Source organism: Gulosibacter macacae (assembly GCF_003865375.1).
Taxonomy (GTDB): domain Bacteria; phylum Actinomycetota; class Actinomycetes; order Actinomycetales; family Microbacteriaceae; genus Gulosibacter; species Gulosibacter macacae.
The window spans coordinates 73,487-88,779 of record NZ_RQVS01000004.1 but is presented as its reverse complement, the minus strand read 5'-3'; the positions used below and the strand labels follow the sequence as shown (position 1 = coordinate 88,779).

Annotated in this window: 16 protein-coding genes; 10 read left to right on the top strand and 6 right to left on the bottom strand. The window is 65.1% G+C overall.

Going from position 1 to position 15,293, the window contains the following annotated elements:
- Positions 1 to 35 precede the first annotated feature (35 nt).
- The 3 genes from EG850_RS04210 to EG850_RS04200 form a co-directional block, all read right to left on the bottom strand.
- Positions 36 to 2,147, bottom strand: a complete 2,112-nt coding sequence (locus tag EG850_RS04210) for an RNA degradosome polyphosphate kinase (RefSeq protein WP_124970434.1) — start codon at positions 2,145 to 2,147, stop codon at positions 36 to 38.
- A 118-nt stretch (positions 2,148 to 2,265) separates the two neighbouring features.
- Positions 2,266 to 3,144: a mycothiol synthase gene (gene mshD, locus EG850_RS04205; protein ID WP_124970431.1), complete on the bottom strand. Its 879-nt coding sequence runs from the start codon at positions 3,142 to 3,144 to the stop codon at positions 2,266 to 2,268.
- Complete coding sequence (locus EG850_RS04200) at positions 3,141 to 3,875, bottom strand: response regulator transcription factor (RefSeq protein ID WP_235829205.1); 735 nt, start codon at positions 3,873 to 3,875, stop codon at positions 3,141 to 3,143. The genes mshD and EG850_RS04200 overlap by 4 nt, the downstream gene beginning before the upstream one ends.
- Before the next feature lie 63 nt (positions 3,876 to 3,938).
- Here EG850_RS04200 and EG850_RS04195 point away from each other — a divergent pair, with 63 nt between their 5' ends.
- From EG850_RS04195 to EG850_RS04165, 7 genes are all read left to right on the top strand, one after another.
- Entirely contained in the window at positions 3,939 to 4,223 is a 285-nt protein-coding gene (locus EG850_RS04195) for a hypothetical protein (protein ID WP_124970425.1), read from the top strand.
- 168 nt (positions 4,224 to 4,391) lie between these two features.
- A complete protein-coding gene (locus EG850_RS04190; protein ID WP_124970422.1) occupies positions 4,392 to 5,048 on the top strand; it encodes an FABP family protein in 657 nt (218 codons plus the stop codon).
- Positions 5,049 to 6,230, top strand: a complete 1,182-nt coding sequence (ygfZ, locus tag EG850_RS04185; protein ID WP_124970419.1) for a CAF17-like 4Fe-4S cluster assembly/insertion protein YgfZ — start codon at positions 5,049 to 5,051, stop codon at positions 6,228 to 6,230.
- A 91-nt stretch (positions 6,231 to 6,321) separates the two neighbouring features.
- On the top strand, positions 6,322 to 7,248 hold the full coding sequence (locus EG850_RS04180; protein WP_124970416.1) for an ABC transporter ATP-binding protein: 927 nt from the start codon (positions 6,322 to 6,324) through the stop codon (positions 7,246 to 7,248).
- A 26-nt stretch (positions 7,249 to 7,274) separates the two neighbouring features.
- Positions 7,275 to 8,084: an ABC transporter permease gene (locus EG850_RS04175; protein ID WP_235829204.1), complete on the top strand. Its 810-nt coding sequence runs from the start codon at positions 7,275 to 7,277 to the stop codon at positions 8,082 to 8,084.
- A gap of 10 nt (positions 8,085 to 8,094) precedes the next feature.
- Positions 8,095 to 9,222: a sensor histidine kinase gene (locus EG850_RS04170; protein WP_185714937.1), complete on the top strand. Its 1,128-nt coding sequence runs from the start codon at positions 8,095 to 8,097 to the stop codon at positions 9,220 to 9,222.
- On the top strand, positions 9,219 to 9,824 hold the full coding sequence (locus tag EG850_RS04165; RefSeq protein WP_124970410.1) for a response regulator transcription factor: 606 nt from the start codon (positions 9,219 to 9,221) through the stop codon (positions 9,822 to 9,824). The genes EG850_RS04170 and EG850_RS04165 overlap by 4 nt, the downstream gene beginning before the upstream one ends.
- A gap of 119 nt (positions 9,825 to 9,943) precedes the next feature.
- On the opposite strand, the gene EG850_RS04160 is transcribed toward EG850_RS04165, so the two are convergent.
- The gene (locus EG850_RS04160) at positions 9,944 to 10,756 is read right to left on the bottom strand and encodes a class I SAM-dependent methyltransferase (RefSeq protein ID WP_124970407.1); all 813 of its coding nucleotides are present in this window, start codon (positions 10,754 to 10,756) and stop codon (positions 9,944 to 9,946) included.
- Between the two features lie 76 nt (positions 10,757 to 10,832).
- On the opposite strand from EG850_RS04160, the gene EG850_RS04155 reads away from it, so the two are divergent.
- Positions 10,833 to 11,588 carry a phosphoglyceromutase gene (locus EG850_RS04155; protein ID WP_124970404.1) on the top strand — a complete coding sequence of 252 codons (756 nt, stop codon included), beginning with the start codon at positions 10,833 to 10,835 and terminating at the stop codon, positions 11,586 to 11,588.
- 89 nt (positions 11,589 to 11,677) lie between these two features.
- Here EG850_RS04155 and phoU read toward each other — a convergent pair whose 3' ends face one another.
- The gene (phoU, locus tag EG850_RS04150) at positions 11,678 to 12,331 is read right to left on the bottom strand and encodes a phosphate signaling complex protein PhoU (protein ID WP_124970401.1); all 654 of its coding nucleotides are present in this window, start codon (positions 12,329 to 12,331) and stop codon (positions 11,678 to 11,680) included.
- 176 nt (positions 12,332 to 12,507) lie between these two features.
- Between phoU and EG850_RS04145 the strand changes: the two genes are divergently transcribed.
- Both EG850_RS04145 and EG850_RS04140 read left to right on the top strand, forming a co-directional pair.
- Positions 12,508 to 13,722 (top strand): sensor histidine kinase, encoded by a 1,215-nt coding sequence (locus tag EG850_RS04145; protein WP_124970398.1) that lies wholly within the window; start codon positions 12,508 to 12,510, stop codon positions 13,720 to 13,722.
- A gap of 72 nt (positions 13,723 to 13,794) precedes the next feature.
- Complete coding sequence (locus EG850_RS04140; RefSeq protein ID WP_124970395.1) at positions 13,795 to 14,478, top strand: response regulator transcription factor; 684 nt, start codon at positions 13,795 to 13,797, stop codon at positions 14,476 to 14,478.
- Positions 14,479 to 14,544: 66 nt separating this feature from the next.
- Here EG850_RS04140 and EG850_RS04135 read toward each other — a convergent pair whose 3' ends face one another.
- The gene (locus EG850_RS04135; protein WP_124970393.1) at positions 14,545 to 15,135 is read right to left on the bottom strand and encodes a DNA modification methylase; all 591 of its coding nucleotides are present in this window, start codon (positions 15,133 to 15,135) and stop codon (positions 14,545 to 14,547) included.
- Between the last annotated feature and the right edge of the window lie 158 nt (positions 15,136 to 15,293).

The window sequence follows — 15,293 nt, the reverse complement described above, 5'->3', positions numbered from 1 at the left end:
CATTTGAGCTTGGCGAGCGGGCTGGCGACTCGACGCTACCGCAGTGAGTGCAGGCGCGGGCGGGCGACGATGCGGCGCATCATCTCGTCGTGCATATCGAGCAGCGGATTGCCCGCAGCGTCGACGTGGTGTCGCGTCCACACACCATCTGATCCCATGTGGAAGGTCGAGGTGCCATCCGACATCGCGAGCTCAAACATGTCGATGCACTGCTGCACGTGGTCGGGGTCGCTCAGGCGCACGAGCGCCTCGATGCGGCGGTCGAGGTTGCGGTGCATCATGTCGGCCGACCCCATATAGACCTGCTCATCGCCGCCGTTGTGGAAGGCAAAGATGCGCGAGTGCTCGAGGTAGCGACCGATGACCGAACGCACCCGGATGTTCTCGCTCATCCCGGGCACGCCCGGGCGCACCCCGCAGATGCCACGCACGAATACGTCGACCTGCACCCCGGCGCGGCTGGCCGCGTAGAGCGCGTCGATGAACTGCTCGTCGATCATCGAGTTCACCTTGACGCGCACGCGGGCCGGCTCGCCGCGCAATGCTGCCTGGCGCTCCTGCTCGATGAGGTCAAGCAGGCCCTTGCGCAGGTGCAGGGGAGCGACGAGCAGGCGCTTGAAATCGCGCTCGATCGCGTAGCCCGAGAGCTGGTTAAACAGGCGCGTAATGTCGCCCGACACCTCTTCGTCGCGGGTGAAGAGCCCGAGGTCCTCATAGATGCGCGAGGTCTTCGGGTTGTAGTTGCCGGTGCCGATGTGGTTGTAGGTGCGCAGCCGGCCATCCTCGCGGCGAATCACCTGCAGCAGCTTGCAGTGCGTCTTGAGGCCGACCAGGCCGTAGACCACGTGCACGCCAGCCTTCTCGAGCTTGCGCGCCCAAACGATATTGTTCTGCTCGTCGAAGCGGGCCTTGATCTCAACGAGCGCGAGCACCTGCTTACCCGACTCGGCCGCCTTGATCAGCGAGGCGATGATGGGGGAGTCACCCGAGGTGCGGTAGAGCGTCTGCTTGATCGCGAGCACATCCGGGTCGCTCGCGGCCTGCTCAATGAACGCCTGCACGCTCGTCGAGAACGATTCATAGGGATGCTGCACAAGCACATCGCGCTCGGCAATCGCGCCGAAAATATCGGCCTGCTCATCGGAATCGCTCGTGCGGAAGGCGGCGGCCGTCTGCGGCACGTGGGTGGCGAACTTGAGGTCGGGGCGACGCACGCCGCCGAGACCGAACAACGCGGTGAGGTCGAGCGGGCCCGAGAGCACGGTGACCTCGTCGTCGGTGATGTCGAGCTCATCCTTGAGAAGGTTCAGCGTCTCGACGTCCATGTCGTCCGAGACCTCGAGGCGAATGGGCGGGCCAAAGCGGCGCCGCAGCAGTTCCTTTTCGAGCGCCTGCAACAGGTTCTCGGTCTCGTCTTCTTCGATCGTCACGTCTTCGTTGCGGGTGATGCGGAAGGCGTGGTGGTCGATGACCTGCATGCCCGGGAAGAGCGCGTCGAGGTGGTGCGCGATGAGGTCCTCGAGCAGGATGAACCAGCTCTCGCCCTCGGGAGCACGCAGCGGGAACAGTCGCGGGAGCACCGGCGGCACCTTGAGGCGGGCAAATTCAGTCTTCTTCGTCACCGGATTGTGCACCCGCACCGAGAGATTGAGCGAGAGCCCCGAAATATAGGGAAAGGGATGCGCCGGGTCGACGGCGAGCGGCATGAGTACCGGGAAGATCTCGCTGAGGAAGACTTCGTGGAGGTGCTCGCGCGCGCCATCGCTGAGCTCGGCCCACGAGAGGATGCGGATACCTTCTGCAGCAAGCGCAGGGCGCACATCATCGTTGAACGCCGCCGCGTGGCGCAGCTGCAGCTCGCGCGCCTTGGTGCGAATCTGCGCGAGTTCGTCGGTGGGAGCGACGCCCGCGGGCGTCGGTACCGCAAGGCCGGTATCGATGCGGCGCTTGAGACCGGCGACACGCACCATGAACCACTCGTCGAGGTTCGAGGGGAAGATCGCGAGGAAGTTGGAGCGTTCAAGCAGCGGTAGCGACTTGTCCTCGCCGAGTTCAAGCACGCGCTGATTAAAGGCGAGCCAGCTCAGCTCGCGGTCGATGTAGCGGTCGAGACCAAGGTCGTCGAGCGTGTCGAGCGGGAAGTTCATGACGGTGATCCTGTCACTGGTGGATGAACGTGAGTGGCTGCGCTTCGAGAACCTCAGCGCGCGGGAGTTTCGAGTGTTTCAGCGCGACGGCTCGTGCACTGAGGCACTCGAAGTGCGGCTAGTTGCGGTACTGCACGTCGACAGCGCGGTTCACGAAACCGAGGCGCCGATAGAGCGACACCGCGCGTTCGTTTCCGCCGTCGACATAAAGAACTACCGAGTCCGCGCCACGCGCGCGCAGGTGCTGCATCCCAGCACGCATGAGCGCCGTGCCATGACCGGCACGAGCGGCATCCGGGTCGATGCCGATGACGTAAATCTCAGCCTCGTCGATGCCGGCATCACTCTCGATGACCTTGCACCAGTTGTAGCCGATGAGCCGCTCGTGCTCGTCGACGAGCACGAGGAAATCATTGGCACGGAACCACGATTGCTGCATCCGAGCGTCAAGGTCAGCTCGTTGCAGTCGCCCCTGCTCGGGGTGGTCGGCAAACGCGCGGGCATTCAGCGCAACCCAGGCGTCAGCGTCGGTGGCGGGGTCAAAGGCGCGGATGCGGGTGCCTGCGGCCGGCTGCGGAGCGGGCAGTTCGCCGTCGAGCGGCTTCTCAAGCACATAGAGCGTGCGTACCGCCGTGAATCCAAGCCGATCAGCGAGCGCGCGGGCGCCGGGGAGATCGCCGTGCGCCCAAACGCTCAAGGGCTGCTCACCCGTGATCTCGACGAGCCGCTCGACGAGTGCACGGCCGAGGCCAGCCCGGCGCGCGTCCGGCTCCACGGCAAGCTCGGCTTCAAAGCTGCGGTCATCGAGGTGGTGACCGAGCGCGAGTGCGAGCGGAGCATCCTCGCCATCAATCACGAAGCCGGTGCGTGCCTCGGGGCGCAGCAGCGTCTCCTCATTAAAGGGAGCGACCCCGTCAACGGTGGTCACGGCTTCACTGAATGCGCCGAGCGCGGCACCGAGTTCGTCACCGCGAATCGGCGTGAGCGATGGGGTCATGAGGCAGCCTCCTGCGACGTGAGCGGACGAAGGTCGGTGACGTCACCGGCACCCGGAAGCAACGCATCCTCGTCAGTACCCGGGCGCAGCAGGCGATAGCCAACATTGCGCACCGTACCAATCACGGTCTCGTGGTCGCCGAGTTTGGCGCGCAGGCGTCGCACGTGCACATCGACTGTGCGGGTGCCGCCGTAGTAGTCGTAGCCCCAGACCTCGTCGAGGAGGCGCTCGCGGGTGAACACGACCTCGGGATGCGCAGCCAGGTGTCGCAATAATTCGAACTCTTTGTAGGTGAGATCGAGGGTGCGACCGCGGAAGGTTGCGGCATAGGAGTCTTCGTCGATGATGAGCGAACCGACGCGCACCGTGCCACTGCGCTCCTCAACAACCTGCGGCACGTGCAGAAGCCGGATGCGGGCGTCAATTTCGCCGGGTCCGGCATCGCGCAAGATCACATCGGCAAGGCCCCAATCGCGGCTGAGTGCGGGCAGGCCGCCCTCGGTGAGCGTGAGCAGTACGGGTACGAGCGGGGCCGCGGTGTGGAGCAATTGGCTCAGGCGCTTCGCCGACACGAGATCGTTCGTGCCGTCAACGAGATAGAGGTCGGCCTGTGCCGCCTCGGCGAGCCCGGCGGCTGAGGGCGCGACGACGCGCACCGTGTGGGGGAGGAGCGCCAGGGCGGGAAGCGCTGCGTCGATGCCTCGGGCGCTGAAGAGTGCGAGCGTTGCCACCGGGCACCTCCCTCTCATTTCCGCTCACCATCGTACCGAGCGGCATCCGGCACAATGGGATGCATGTCATCGGAGCGCGTGGGAATCGGCATCGTCTGGGTCTCGGCAGTTGTCGCCGCAGCCCTCGTCGGTGTGCTCGCCGCTGACGATCGCAAGCTGGCCTGGGTGCCGATTGCGATGCTCATGCTCGTGTTTCTTGCGGCGCTCGTGCAATTGGTCACCGCGAAACCCGAGGGGTTCATCCACCGCATGTCGCTGAGTTTGGGCGGTGCGGCCGTCGTACTCGGGGCGGCCTCGCTCATCTTCGTGCTCACCGGCGCCGGCGGGCTCGTGCTCACGTCGTCGTAGCGGCGGGGCCTCGGCTAGACTGGCCGCATGGATCTGCCAATGTTTTTCGAGTACCTGTTCATGGGTCTGCTGGGCGCGGCCGTCCTCGGCATCCTCGGCGTCGCGACGGTGGTCATCCGTCGCCTCTTCAAGGGCCAGAGCTAACCCTCCTCGTCACGAGCTCCGCTCATGATGGAAATCCCCACGGGCCTGCCGCCCGAACTTGTGCCGCTTTCCTGGCTCATCGGAGTCTGGGAGGGCGAGGGCATGGTCGAGTACGCCATCGACGGCGAAACTCGGATGCATCCCTTCCGCCAGCGCGTTGAGTTTCGGCACGACGATCTGCCGCACCTCGAGTACCGCTCGCAAGTGTGGCTATTGCCGGATGCTGACGACGCGGATGCAGCCACGGACGCCGACGACGCCGAGCCGGTTGCCGTGCCACTCTCGGGCGAGGTTGGCTATTGGCGCCTGGCTCGCGAACGCGACGCCGGCGACGTCGGCCCGGGGCTCCTGCCGCCGACGCAGGACTCGTCGATGCCGAACGCGGATGCCGTCGAAACCCTCCGCAATAGCGACGGCGGCTTTGATCTTGAAGTCTCGATCGCGCATCCGACCGGCGTGATTGAGCTCTACTACGGCATGATCCGCGGACCCCGCGTCGATCTCGCCACCGATGGTGTGCTGCGCGCGAAGGGCGCCGAGGACTACCGCTCGGCGACCCGCCTCTACGGACTCGTGCAGAATCGCCTGTTCTGGGCGTGGGATATCGCCGCGCTCGACCAGGAGCTCGCGACGCACGCCTCCGCGCAACTCGACCGCGTTGACCCTGCTGAATCGAACTAAGTGACCCACTCGCCATTTCTTGACCTGCCCGGCGCCATTGCCGGGGTCGCCCCCGATGCTGGTGTGCCGGCCCACTATGGCGCGCCAATGCCCGAGCAGCGCAAGCTCGATCGCGGTCGCGCGGTTGTTGACGGCTCGCACCTCGGCGTCGTGCGCATTGCCGGTGAAGATCGCATCTCGTGGATCGACTCGCTCACCTCGCAGCGGCTCGTGGCGGGTGCCGATGGTGCCACGAGTGCCGAGACGCTGCTACTCAACCAACAGGGCCGCATCGAATACGCGCTCGACATCATCGACGACGGCACTGCGGCATATCTCATCGTCGAACCGGATGCGGCAGAGCCGGTTGCCGCGTGGTTCCACAAGATGCGCTTCCGCATGCGAGTGGAAGTGACCGATGTGAGCGACGAGTTCTTTGCGGTCACGACGATTGCACCGAGCTTCGATGATCAGGGCCTTGATGTGGGCGCCGTCGCACCGAACGGCGTGCCGCTCATCTGGACCGACCCCTGGGCGACTGGGGCACCCGGTGGCGCGAATTACGCGGCCGTGGCACCCGACTCGCACCCCGGTCGCACCTTTCGTCGGCGCATCCACCTGCTTGATGCTGCCGGTCGCGCCGCGCTCGTCGCGCGGGTGCGTGCTGGCGAGCTTGACGTTGCCGGCGCACTCGCACTCGAAGCATTGCGGGTGGCGGCCTGGCGACCGCGCGCAGCGACGGAGTTTGACGACCGCATCCTGCCGCACGAACTTGATCTCTTGCGCTCGTCGGTGCACCTGTCGAAGGGCTGCTATCGGGGCCAAGAAACGGTCGCGAAGGTGCATAACCTCGGCCATCCGCCGCGCCGGCTGACGTTGCTTGATCTCGACGGCATTGACGGCCGACTGCCCGGTTCGGGTGCGCTCGTGCGCCTCGCCGAGGATGCAGCGGGGAAGCCGGTCGGCCGGGTCACGTCGTCGGTGCGACACTATGACGAGGGCCCGATTGCGTTGGCGCTCTTGAAGCGCAATGTTGCTACCGATGCGGCGCTCGTCGTTGATCTCGAGGTCGCTGAGGCGGTCGAAGGGGCTGCGGCTGACGAATCGACGGCTGGGGCACCCGAGCAATTGGATGCGCACCAGACTGTCATCGTGCGTCCCGACGCCGGCCACTCCGTCGACATCCCGCGCTTCCGACGCTGACCCGCGTAACCGTCGAAACGTGACGAATGTCACGTCGAAATCGTGACGCTTGCCGCATCCAATTACGTGACCGAGCGGCGAGGCTGGAGTCATGAACGACATCGCGCTCCGACTCACCAACGTCAACAAGACGTTCAACGTTCACTCGGCCGAACCCGTTCGCGCCGTCCGTGACCTGAGCCTCACTATCAACCGCGGCGAAATCGTCGCCTTCCTTGGGCCGAACGGCGCTGGGAAGACCACCTCCCTCGATATGGTGCTCGGACTCACCGAACCCACGAACGGCACCATCGAGGTGTTCGGCGGCACCCCAGCAAAGGCCATCGCCGCTGGCCGCATCTCCGCCGTGCTGCAATCGGGGGGCCTGCTTGCCGACCTCACCGTCGGCGAAACGGTGCGCATGATCGCGAGCCTTTACGCCAACCCGCTCGCGCCCGAAGAAGCCATGTCGCGTGCTGGCATCACCAAGCTCGAGAAGCGCCGCGTGTCGAAGTGCTCGGGTGGTGAACAGCAGCGCCTGCGCTTTGCCCTCGCGCTTCTGCCCGAACCCGACCTCCTCATCCTTGACGAACCGACCGCCGGGATGGACGTCAACGCCCGCCAGGAGTTTTGGAAGACCATGCGGCAGGAAGCGCGCGGCGGCCGCACGATCATCTTTGCGACGCACTATCTGCAAGAGGCCGACGAGTTCGCCGAACGCATCGTCATGATTGCCGCAGGGCAGCTCATTGCCGACGGACCCACTGCGGAGATCCGCGAGCTCACCGGCGCTAAGACCGTGAGCGTGCGCTGGCCGAACGTGACCGAAGCTGATCTCGAGCGACTGCCCGGTGTGAGTGACGTCGTGATCACCGACGACCGCGCCGAGTTCAAGACGGGAGATGCCGACGCCGCGGCCCGCATCCTGCTGACTGAAACCCCCGCCACCGACCTCGAGATTCGCAGCGCCGGCCTCGACGCGGCGTTTACCGCACTCACCGAAAAGGCCAAAGAAGCTTCCGCGCGGGCCACGAACTAGCGCGAGCAGAAACGAGGAAGATCATCATGTCGACCACTGTCGCTCCCAGCCACAACGCCAAGCGCGTCTTCAACGCCGGCTACTTCGGTTATGACCTGCGCCGCAATCTGCGCATGTTCACGAATATTTTCTTCGCCATCGTGCTCCCGCTCGCGCTCTACCTCATTTTCGGTGCGATGACGCCCTATGCCGACTACGACCTATTGAGCGGCCGCGGCAATATCTCGGCACAGCTCATGGTGTCGATGGCGACCTACGGCGCCATCACCGCGACCGTGTCACTCTCGGGGGCCGCGGCCGTTGAGTTGCAGCAGGGATGGGGTCGGCAGATCGGTCTCACCCCCTTCACCCAGGCCGGTTACGTGCTCACGAAGCTGCTTGTGGCGATCTCAATTGCCGTGCTGCCGATCGTTGCGGTGTTCATCACGGGTGCGGTGACCGCCGCCCGGGTGAGCGAAGCGTGGCTCTGGCCGGTACTTGGACTGACCAGCCTCATCGGCGCTGTGGTCTTCGGGCTCTACGGCCTCATGTTTGGCCTGCTGTTCCGCAGTGAGTCGGCGGTGGGTGCCGCGGCCGGCCTCGTCGTCATCCTGATGTTCGCGGGGAACGCGTTCACGCCGCTGTCGGGCTTCCTCTTCGATATGGCGCCGTTCACACCGGTGTGGGGTGTCATGCAGCTTGCGATGTGGCCGCTCACGGATGGCGTCTCATTCACCGCCGACAACGCCCAGGTGCAGTATCAGCTCTGGCAACCCATCCTCAATGTCGTCGTCTGGTCGGCCATCTTCGGCGCCCTCGCGCTCTGGGGCGCCCGTCGCCACACCGGCCGCGCCTAAGCTGGAACCCATGACGAAGTCGGAATCGGGAGCCGTCATCCGTAATCGGGTGACCGGCTCCCAATTCTGGTTCACCGCCCTTTGGGCGGTCTTCCTGCTCTTCCCGATCGCGGTGCTGCTCTCTCCGCTCATCACCGTCGGACCCTGGCTGCGCGCGCTTGGCGTTGTTGCCGTCGTGGTCTTCGGGGCCGAGTTCATTCGGTCAGTCACGACGACTGCGGCACAGCATCCGAATCCGGGCTCGGTGCCGCCAGCGCGCATATTGCGCTGGGCGCTGCTGGTCTCGCTGCGACTCGCGGTCATTGCCGCCTTCGCCTACCCCGCTCTCGATATCGGCATCCTGTCGCTGACACCGTATTTCGTGGCAATCGGGCTATTTGCCCTACCACTGCGCTGGGGCATTCCCTGGACTGCGGCGTTCCTCGCAATCATGACGATCTGGTCGCTCCTCAGCTCGAACCAATTGTTCAGTGCCGCGTTCATCGGCCCCGGTATCGCCGCGGTCGTGCTCATCGTGGTGCGCCTGGTCGATGACCAGTCGATGCGGGAACAGCGCGTGCGACAAGAGCTCGCGGCTGTGCACGAACGCGAGGCGATTTCGCGCGATGTGCACGATATCCTCGGTCACTCGCTCACGGTGATCGCGTTGAAGACACAGCTTGCCCGGCGCACCCTGCGCACCGACCCCGAGCGGGCCGAAGCCGAGCTCGACGCGATGCTTGCGCTCACCCAGACCGCCCTCGACGATGTGCGTTCGACCGTCGGTCGTCTGCGCACCCCCGATCTCGCCGCCCAGCTCGACACCGCGCGCACGGCACTCGAAGACGCCGGCGTCGCGTTCGTGGTGCGCGGCAAACCGGATGCGCTCTCGCCCGAGCAGCGGGCGCTCGCGGCTTGGCTGATCCGCGAGGCCTCGACGAACATCATTCGCCACGCTCACGCCAGCGAATGCACGGTGACGTTCACGGTGCAATCGGTGAGCGTGGTCGACAACGGCCGTGGTTTCGCTGCCGACGAAGGGCACGGACTCACGGGGCTACGCCGCCGCATCGAAGAGGCTGGTGGCGAGCTGCTCGTGGCGCCGGCGTATCCGCATCGTGCCCAAACCGGCACCCGACTTGAAATGGTGATGCCGTGATTCGCCTGCTGCTTGCCGACGACCAAGACCTCGTGCGGGGTGCGCTCGCGGCGCTCCTTTCGCTCGAACCCGATCTCGAGGTCGTCGCCGAAACCGGTCGCGGTGACACTGTGGTCGCGCTCGCGGAGGCCGAGGCGGTCGATGTCGCGCTCCTCGATATTGAGATGCCGGGCGCCACCGGCATTGAGGCGGCGGCGGCACTTCGGGATGCGTTGCCGCACGTGCGGGTGCTCATCGTCACCACGTTCGGGCGGCCCGGGTATCTTCGTCGAGCCATGGATGCGGGAGCGTGCGGCTTTGTCGTGAAGGACACCCCGGCCGAACAGCTTGCTGAAGCGGTGCGCCGCGTGCATGCGGGTGGACGAGTGATTGATCCGCAGCTTGCGGCGGAGTCGCTTTCGGTAGGGGAGTCGCCACTCACCGATCGCGAGCGTGAAGTGCTTTGCGCCGCTGAGGATGGGGCGAGCGTGCGCGCGATTTCGAAGGCACTGCATCTGTCGGAGGGCACCGTGCGCAACCACCTTTCGGCCGCGATCGGGAAGACCGGTGCGGCGAACCGGACTGAGGCGGCACATATTGCCGCGGCGAATGGGTGGCTGTAGGCGGGCGGCGGGGTCTCGATACGCTTCGCTACTCGACCAGCCAGAACTCTTGGTTGGTCGAGTAGGTGGGCGGCGGGGTCTCGATACGCTTCACTACTCGACCAACCAGATGGGGCGCGCTACGCCGGCGCCACGGCCGACCACGGCAGGGTGAGTTCACCGAGTCGCCAGCGACGCGGACCATCAAGGAGCGGCCAGCCCGCATCCACGAGTGCCCGGCAGCTGACTTCAAAGCGTTGCCGCGCCCCAAACGTTTGCAGCGGCGCCGATCGCACCCACGCATCCTCGAGTGCCCGCAAGAAGTCATGCACCCGCTCACCCGGAACATTGCGGTGAATCAGCGCCTTCGGGAGCCGCTCCGCAGTGATCGCCGGCGACTCAAGCGAGGGCAGGTGCAACGACACCGTGAATGTCTCAGGACCGCGATCGGCCCCGGTCCCGGCGGCACGCAGCGACACCCAGCTCGCCACCCGGCCCACCTCATTGCAGGTGCCCTCGACGAGCATCCCGCCCGGTGCCAGCCGATCGAGCATGAGTTCCCAGGCCGCAGCAACCTCAGCCTCGTCGTATTGCCGCAGCACATTGAACGCGCGAATCACCAGTGGGCGCTCGTCGCCCGGCGTCGGCGTCTCAAACCCGCCGCGGCCAAATGACACGGATGCTCGGGTCGCCGCATCCTTCAGCTCAAGTTGCTTTGTGGCCGTCGCAACCCGCTCCGGGTCGATTTCAATGCCGTGGACGCGCACGTTCGGGATGCGTCGGGCGAGCCGATCGCGCAACTCAAAGGTGGTCGTGCCAGAGGCGCCAAAGCCGAGATCGACGACGAGCGGTGAACTCGCACCGCGCAACACTGCCTGCTCGGCCAGCCAGCGATCGACGCGGCGGAGACGATTCGTGTTCGTCGTGCCGCGGGTGAGATGTCCGGTGGCCATGCATCCAGTTTGCCGCACGAGACGAGCGCCCTGATTCATCAGCGATTCGTTCAATCGGCTCGCTAGGCTGGCAGGTATGAACGCACCGCTGACGCTCATCCTGGTTCGCCACGGCCAGAGCGAATGGAACGAAAAGAATCTGTTCACCGGTTGGGTCGATGTTGAACTCACCGACAAGGGCCGCGGCGAGGCCAAGCGCGCCGGCGAGCTCATCAAGGAATCGGGTATCTCACCCGACATCCTCTACACCTCGCGCCAGACCCGCGCGATTGACACCGCGAACATCGCACTCAAGGCCGCGGGCTTCGGCTGGATTGATGTGAAGCGCAATTGGCGCCTCAACGAGCGTCACTACGGCGCCCTGCAGGGCAAGGACAAGACGCAGATTCGCGACGAGTTCGGCGAAGACCAGTTCATGACCTGGCGTCGTTCGTACGACACGCCGCCGCCGCCGCTCGCCGATGACGACCAGTGGTCGCAGTTCGGCGATCCGCGCTATGCCGACCTCGGTGACGACCTGCCGCGCACCGAATGCCTCAAGGATGTGCTCGAGCGTCTCCTGCCGTACTGGGAGTCGGACATCTCGCAGGACCTCAAGGCTGGGAAGACGGTCATGGTTGCCGCGCACGGCAACTCGTTGCGTGCGCTCGTGAAGCACCTCGACGGCATTTCTGACGACGAGATCGCGAGCCTCAACATCCCGACCGGTATTCCGCTCGTCTTCCAGCTCGACCCCGAGACGCTGAAGCCGGTCGAGCCGGCCCGCTACCTCGACCCCGAGGCGGCCGCCGCTGGCGCTGCCGCTGTGGCAAACCAGGGCGCACAGAAGTAAGACTCCTCTAACCAAGAAGTGGGGCCCGGTGCGATTCGCACCGGGCCCCACTTGCATCGTCGCGCTGATATCGACGCGGATGCGGGGAACTACTCGGCCGTGGGCGCGCCGTCCTGCAGGTAGCGCATGCGACGAGCGATCGAGACGGCGTGGTCCGAGAAACGCTCGAAGTAGCGGTTCGCGAGAGTCGCGTCAACGATCTGCGCGGTCTGGCCGCTGAGGTCGTCGGTGTGCGCGGTGAGGTAGTCGAGCACCTCTTTGTGGAGGTCGTCGATGGCGTCATCGCTCGAGATGATGTCGTCGATGAGGGCTTCCTCTTCGGTGTCGAGGAGGGCCGCGATCTTCTCGGCCTGGGCGCAGGCGAGCTCACCGGCGCGCACGAACTTCTCCCGCAGACCCTCGGGGCCGACGAACTCGGGGAAGCGCAGGCGAGCGAGCTGCGCGATGTGGGCGGCAAGGTCACCCATGCGCTCAAGCGACGAGCCGATACGCATGGTGGTGACGACGAAGCGCAGGTCGCGGGCGACGGGGGCCTGCAGGAGCAGAATCTCTACGGTGAGGTCGTCAATGCGAGCGGTCTGCTCGTCAATGTTGATGTCGTTACCGATCACCTTGTCGGCGAGCGAGACATCGGAAGTCTGAAAAGCCTGAGTGGCGTTGCGAATTGCTTCGAGGACGCCTCGCGAGACCTCGACGAGCCCGTTCTGTACGTCGGCAAGCTCTTGCTGGAAAACTTCGCGCATGTTCGTCCTTTGCTGGATCGTTTTTCGCAGGCGGCACAGGTGTACCGGTGCATTGCGGGGGTCGGGACGGCAATCTATTGGGTGAAGGTGTCCGGGTGGTGTACGGCTCACGTTTTCGAAGCATGTAAGCACATGAGTTCATTTTCGGATGCACCACCCGCCCTATCCTGGAAGGTATGCAGTCACCGCTCGCCTCGATCATCATGCTCGCGATCGGAATGGTGATTGGAGCTGGCATCTTCGCGCTCGTGGTTTTCGCCGACCGGCAGCGTCGCCGCGCGGTCGCACTCATGGAGCCGCGCATCCCCGAAGGTGTTGAGGAGGTGCTTGCCGCGCTCCCGCAGATCGCGGTGGTCGTCGACCCCTCGCACAATGTCTTGCGCGCGACCGAGGGGGCGACGTCGAGCGGCATTATCAGCCGCAATGGCCGATTGATTCAGGTGTTGCAACCGCTCGCGAGTGGGGCGTGGGAGACCGGCTTGCCGGTTGAAACTGAGGTGACCATTCCGCGCGGGCCGTTTGGTCAGGCAGGGGTTCGATATCGGATGCGGGCAATGCGTTTGCAGCCGCGCTTCGTGCTCATCCTCGCCGAAGACCTCACCGAAGCGATTCGCGTGGAGGATGTGCGTCGTGACTTCGTAGCGAATGTCTCGCACGAACTCAAAACGCCGATCGGTGCGGTCACCCTGCTCGCCGAAGCCATCGGGGAAGCCGCCGATGATGAAGAGCAGGTGCGCTACTTCTCCAAGCGCTTGCTCGTCGAAGGCGACCGGCTCGCGCGCCTCACGCGCGAGATCATTGACCTGAGCCGGTTGCAGTCGATGGACACGCTCGAATCCGCCGCGGTCGTTGAAATCTCGGATGTGATTGCGCAGGCGGTCGACCAAACCCGCATCCCGGCCGAAGCTCGCGATATCGAGATCGGCGTGCGCGCACCCGAGGGGCTTGAGGTCTGGGGCGATGTCGACCTGCTCGTCATGTGCCTGCAGAACCTCATCACCAATGCAATCTCGTATTCATCGGCGGGTGCGTATGTGGGTGTCGGTGCGCGCCGGGCTGATGACGTGATCGAAATCTCGGTCACCGACCGCGGCATTGGCATCGCCGAGGCTGATCAGAAGCGTATTTTCGAGCGCTTCTACCGCGTCGATATGGCCCGCTCGCGCAACACCGGCGGCACGGGACTCGGGCTCAGCATCGTGCGCCACATCGTCGAAAACCATGGCGGCGATATTCGGGTGTGGTCGAAGCCGGGTCGCGGCTCGACCTTTACCGTGCGGCTTCCTGCCGCCGAAAGCCGGGCTCCCGAGGATGAACTCACCGAGGCCCCGACCACACAAGCGATTCCCTTGCCGCCGATCGGGGATGCGGGCAAACGCCGCTTCCTCTAGGCAGGACCGTCTGCCGCTGCAGTCGCTTTCCGCATTCACCGGGAGTTTCCCGATCGTATGCACAATGGGCAGGTGACTCGAATTCTCATTGTTGAAGACGAAGCCTCGCTCCACGAACCGTTGTCCTTCTTGCTCAAGCGGGAGGGCTACGACATTGCCGTGGTTGAAACCGGGCTTGAAGCCATTGAAGTGTTCGATCGCGATGGTGCCGACCTCGTGCTGCTCGACCTCATGCTTCCCGGAATTCCGGGCACTGAGGTGTGCAAGCAGATCCGCATGACCTCGAATGTGCCGATCATCATGCTCACCGCGAAGGACTCCGAGGTCGACATCATTGTCGGTCTTGAGCTTGGCGCTGACGACTACGTGACCAAGCCGTACTCGACCCGGGAACTGCTTGCCCGCATCCGCGCCGTACTGCGCCGCAGCGAACAGGCCGAAGAAGATGAGGAAGACGGCATCGTCGAGGTCAACGACATTCGCATGGATGTCGACCGCCACACCGTCACCGTGCGCGGCGCGCTCAAGCAGATGCCGCTCAAGGAGTTCGAGCTGCTCGAGTACCTGCTGCGGAACGCCGGCCGCGTGCTCACCCGCGGTCAGCTCATCGACCGCGTGTGGGGTCCCGACTACTACGGCGACACGAAGACGCTCGACGTGCACATCAAGCGCATCCGCTCGCGGATCGAAGAGACCCCCTCGGCACCGAAGCTGCTCGTCACCGTGCGCGGCCTCGGCTACCGCTTCGAGGGCTAGAGCCCCCACGCCCAAACGCAGGTGGCCCCATCCGATTGGATGGGGCCACTTGCGTGTTGCGAGCTATTAGCCTGCCGGGGTCTCCACCGGCTCTTCGCCAGCCGGCGTCTCGGCCGGGGTCACGGCCGGAGCGGCCGGAGCGGCTGGGGCGAGCGTCGAGTATTCGACGAGCACATTGGTCGGGTCGCTGGCACCGAGGATCGGCACGAGGTGCGTGGTCTCCTGCGTCTGCGAGTTACCCTCGGCGTCGGTGTAGGTGGCCTTGAAGGTGACCTCAACCGTGGTGCCCGAGACGAACTGACCGGTGACAACCTGCTGCGGAGCGTCGCCGAAGCCGACCTGCACGAGGTTCGACTGGCCGCTGCTCGGAAGCACGATCTGGGTCGGAGCGCCGCCGTCAACGGTGACGGTGAGCTGTGCATTCGACGAGGTGGTGTTGACGGCCGCGAGCACGAGGTTTGCCTGCGTGGCTTCTTCGGTGTCGGTGTCAACGATGAGCAGCGCGTTGCGGACGGCGATGCTGCCGAGGTCGACGTTGACTCCGTCGCTCGCTGCGTACTCCATCGTCGTGCGCTGCGGGCTGATCATGTTGCAGCCGGTGAGCCCGGCGCCAAGGGCGAGGGCGAGCGCGGCTGCGGCTACGGCGCGGATCTTCACTGCAGTTGCCTCCCGTGAACGAGCGGGCGCACAAGTCGTGCTACCCGCGAAGCATGGCTCAAATCAGCCTAGCGGAAGTCTGGGGCGTGGATGCACCCCGGGAGGGTGAGGCGCGGAATCGTAGCACTAGTACGTGGTAGAATTGAACAATCCGCGAA

Bases quoted from the DNA above. Each gene is read 5' to 3' on its own strand.
- EG850_RS04210 (WP_124970434.1), bottom strand. From the start codon at position 2,147: ATGAACTTCCCGCTCGACACGCTCGACGACCTTGGTCTCGACCGCTAC.
- mshD (WP_124970431.1), bottom strand. From the start codon at position 3,144: ATGACCCCATCGCTCACGCCGATTCGCGGTGACGAACTCGGTGCCGCG.
- EG850_RS04195 (WP_124970425.1), top strand. From the start codon at position 3,939: ATGTCATCGGAGCGCGTGGGAATCGGCATCGTCTGGGTCTCGGCAGTT.
- EG850_RS04190 (WP_124970422.1), top strand. From the start codon at position 4,392: ATGATGGAAATCCCCACGGGCCTGCCGCCCGAACTTGTGCCGCTTTCC.
- EG850_RS04180 (WP_124970416.1), top strand. From the start codon at position 6,322: ATGAACGACATCGCGCTCCGACTCACCAACGTCAACAAGACGTTCAAC.
- EG850_RS04175 (WP_235829204.1), top strand. From the start codon at position 7,275: ATGTCGACCACTGTCGCTCCCAGCCACAACGCCAAGCGCGTCTTCAAC.
- EG850_RS04170 (WP_185714937.1), top strand. From the start codon at position 8,095: ATGACGAAGTCGGAATCGGGAGCCGTCATCCGTAATCGGGTGACCGGC.
- EG850_RS04160 (WP_124970407.1), bottom strand. From the start codon at position 10,756: ATGGCCACCGGACATCTCACCCGCGGCACGACGAACACGAATCGTCTC.
- EG850_RS04155 (WP_124970404.1), top strand. From the start codon at position 10,833: ATGAACGCACCGCTGACGCTCATCCTGGTTCGCCACGGCCAGAGCGAA.
- phoU (WP_124970401.1), bottom strand. From the start codon at position 12,331: ATGCGCGAAGTTTTCCAGCAAGAGCTTGCCGACGTACAGAACGGGCTC.
- EG850_RS04145 (WP_124970398.1), top strand. From the start codon at position 12,508: ATGCAGTCACCGCTCGCCTCGATCATCATGCTCGCGATCGGAATGGTG.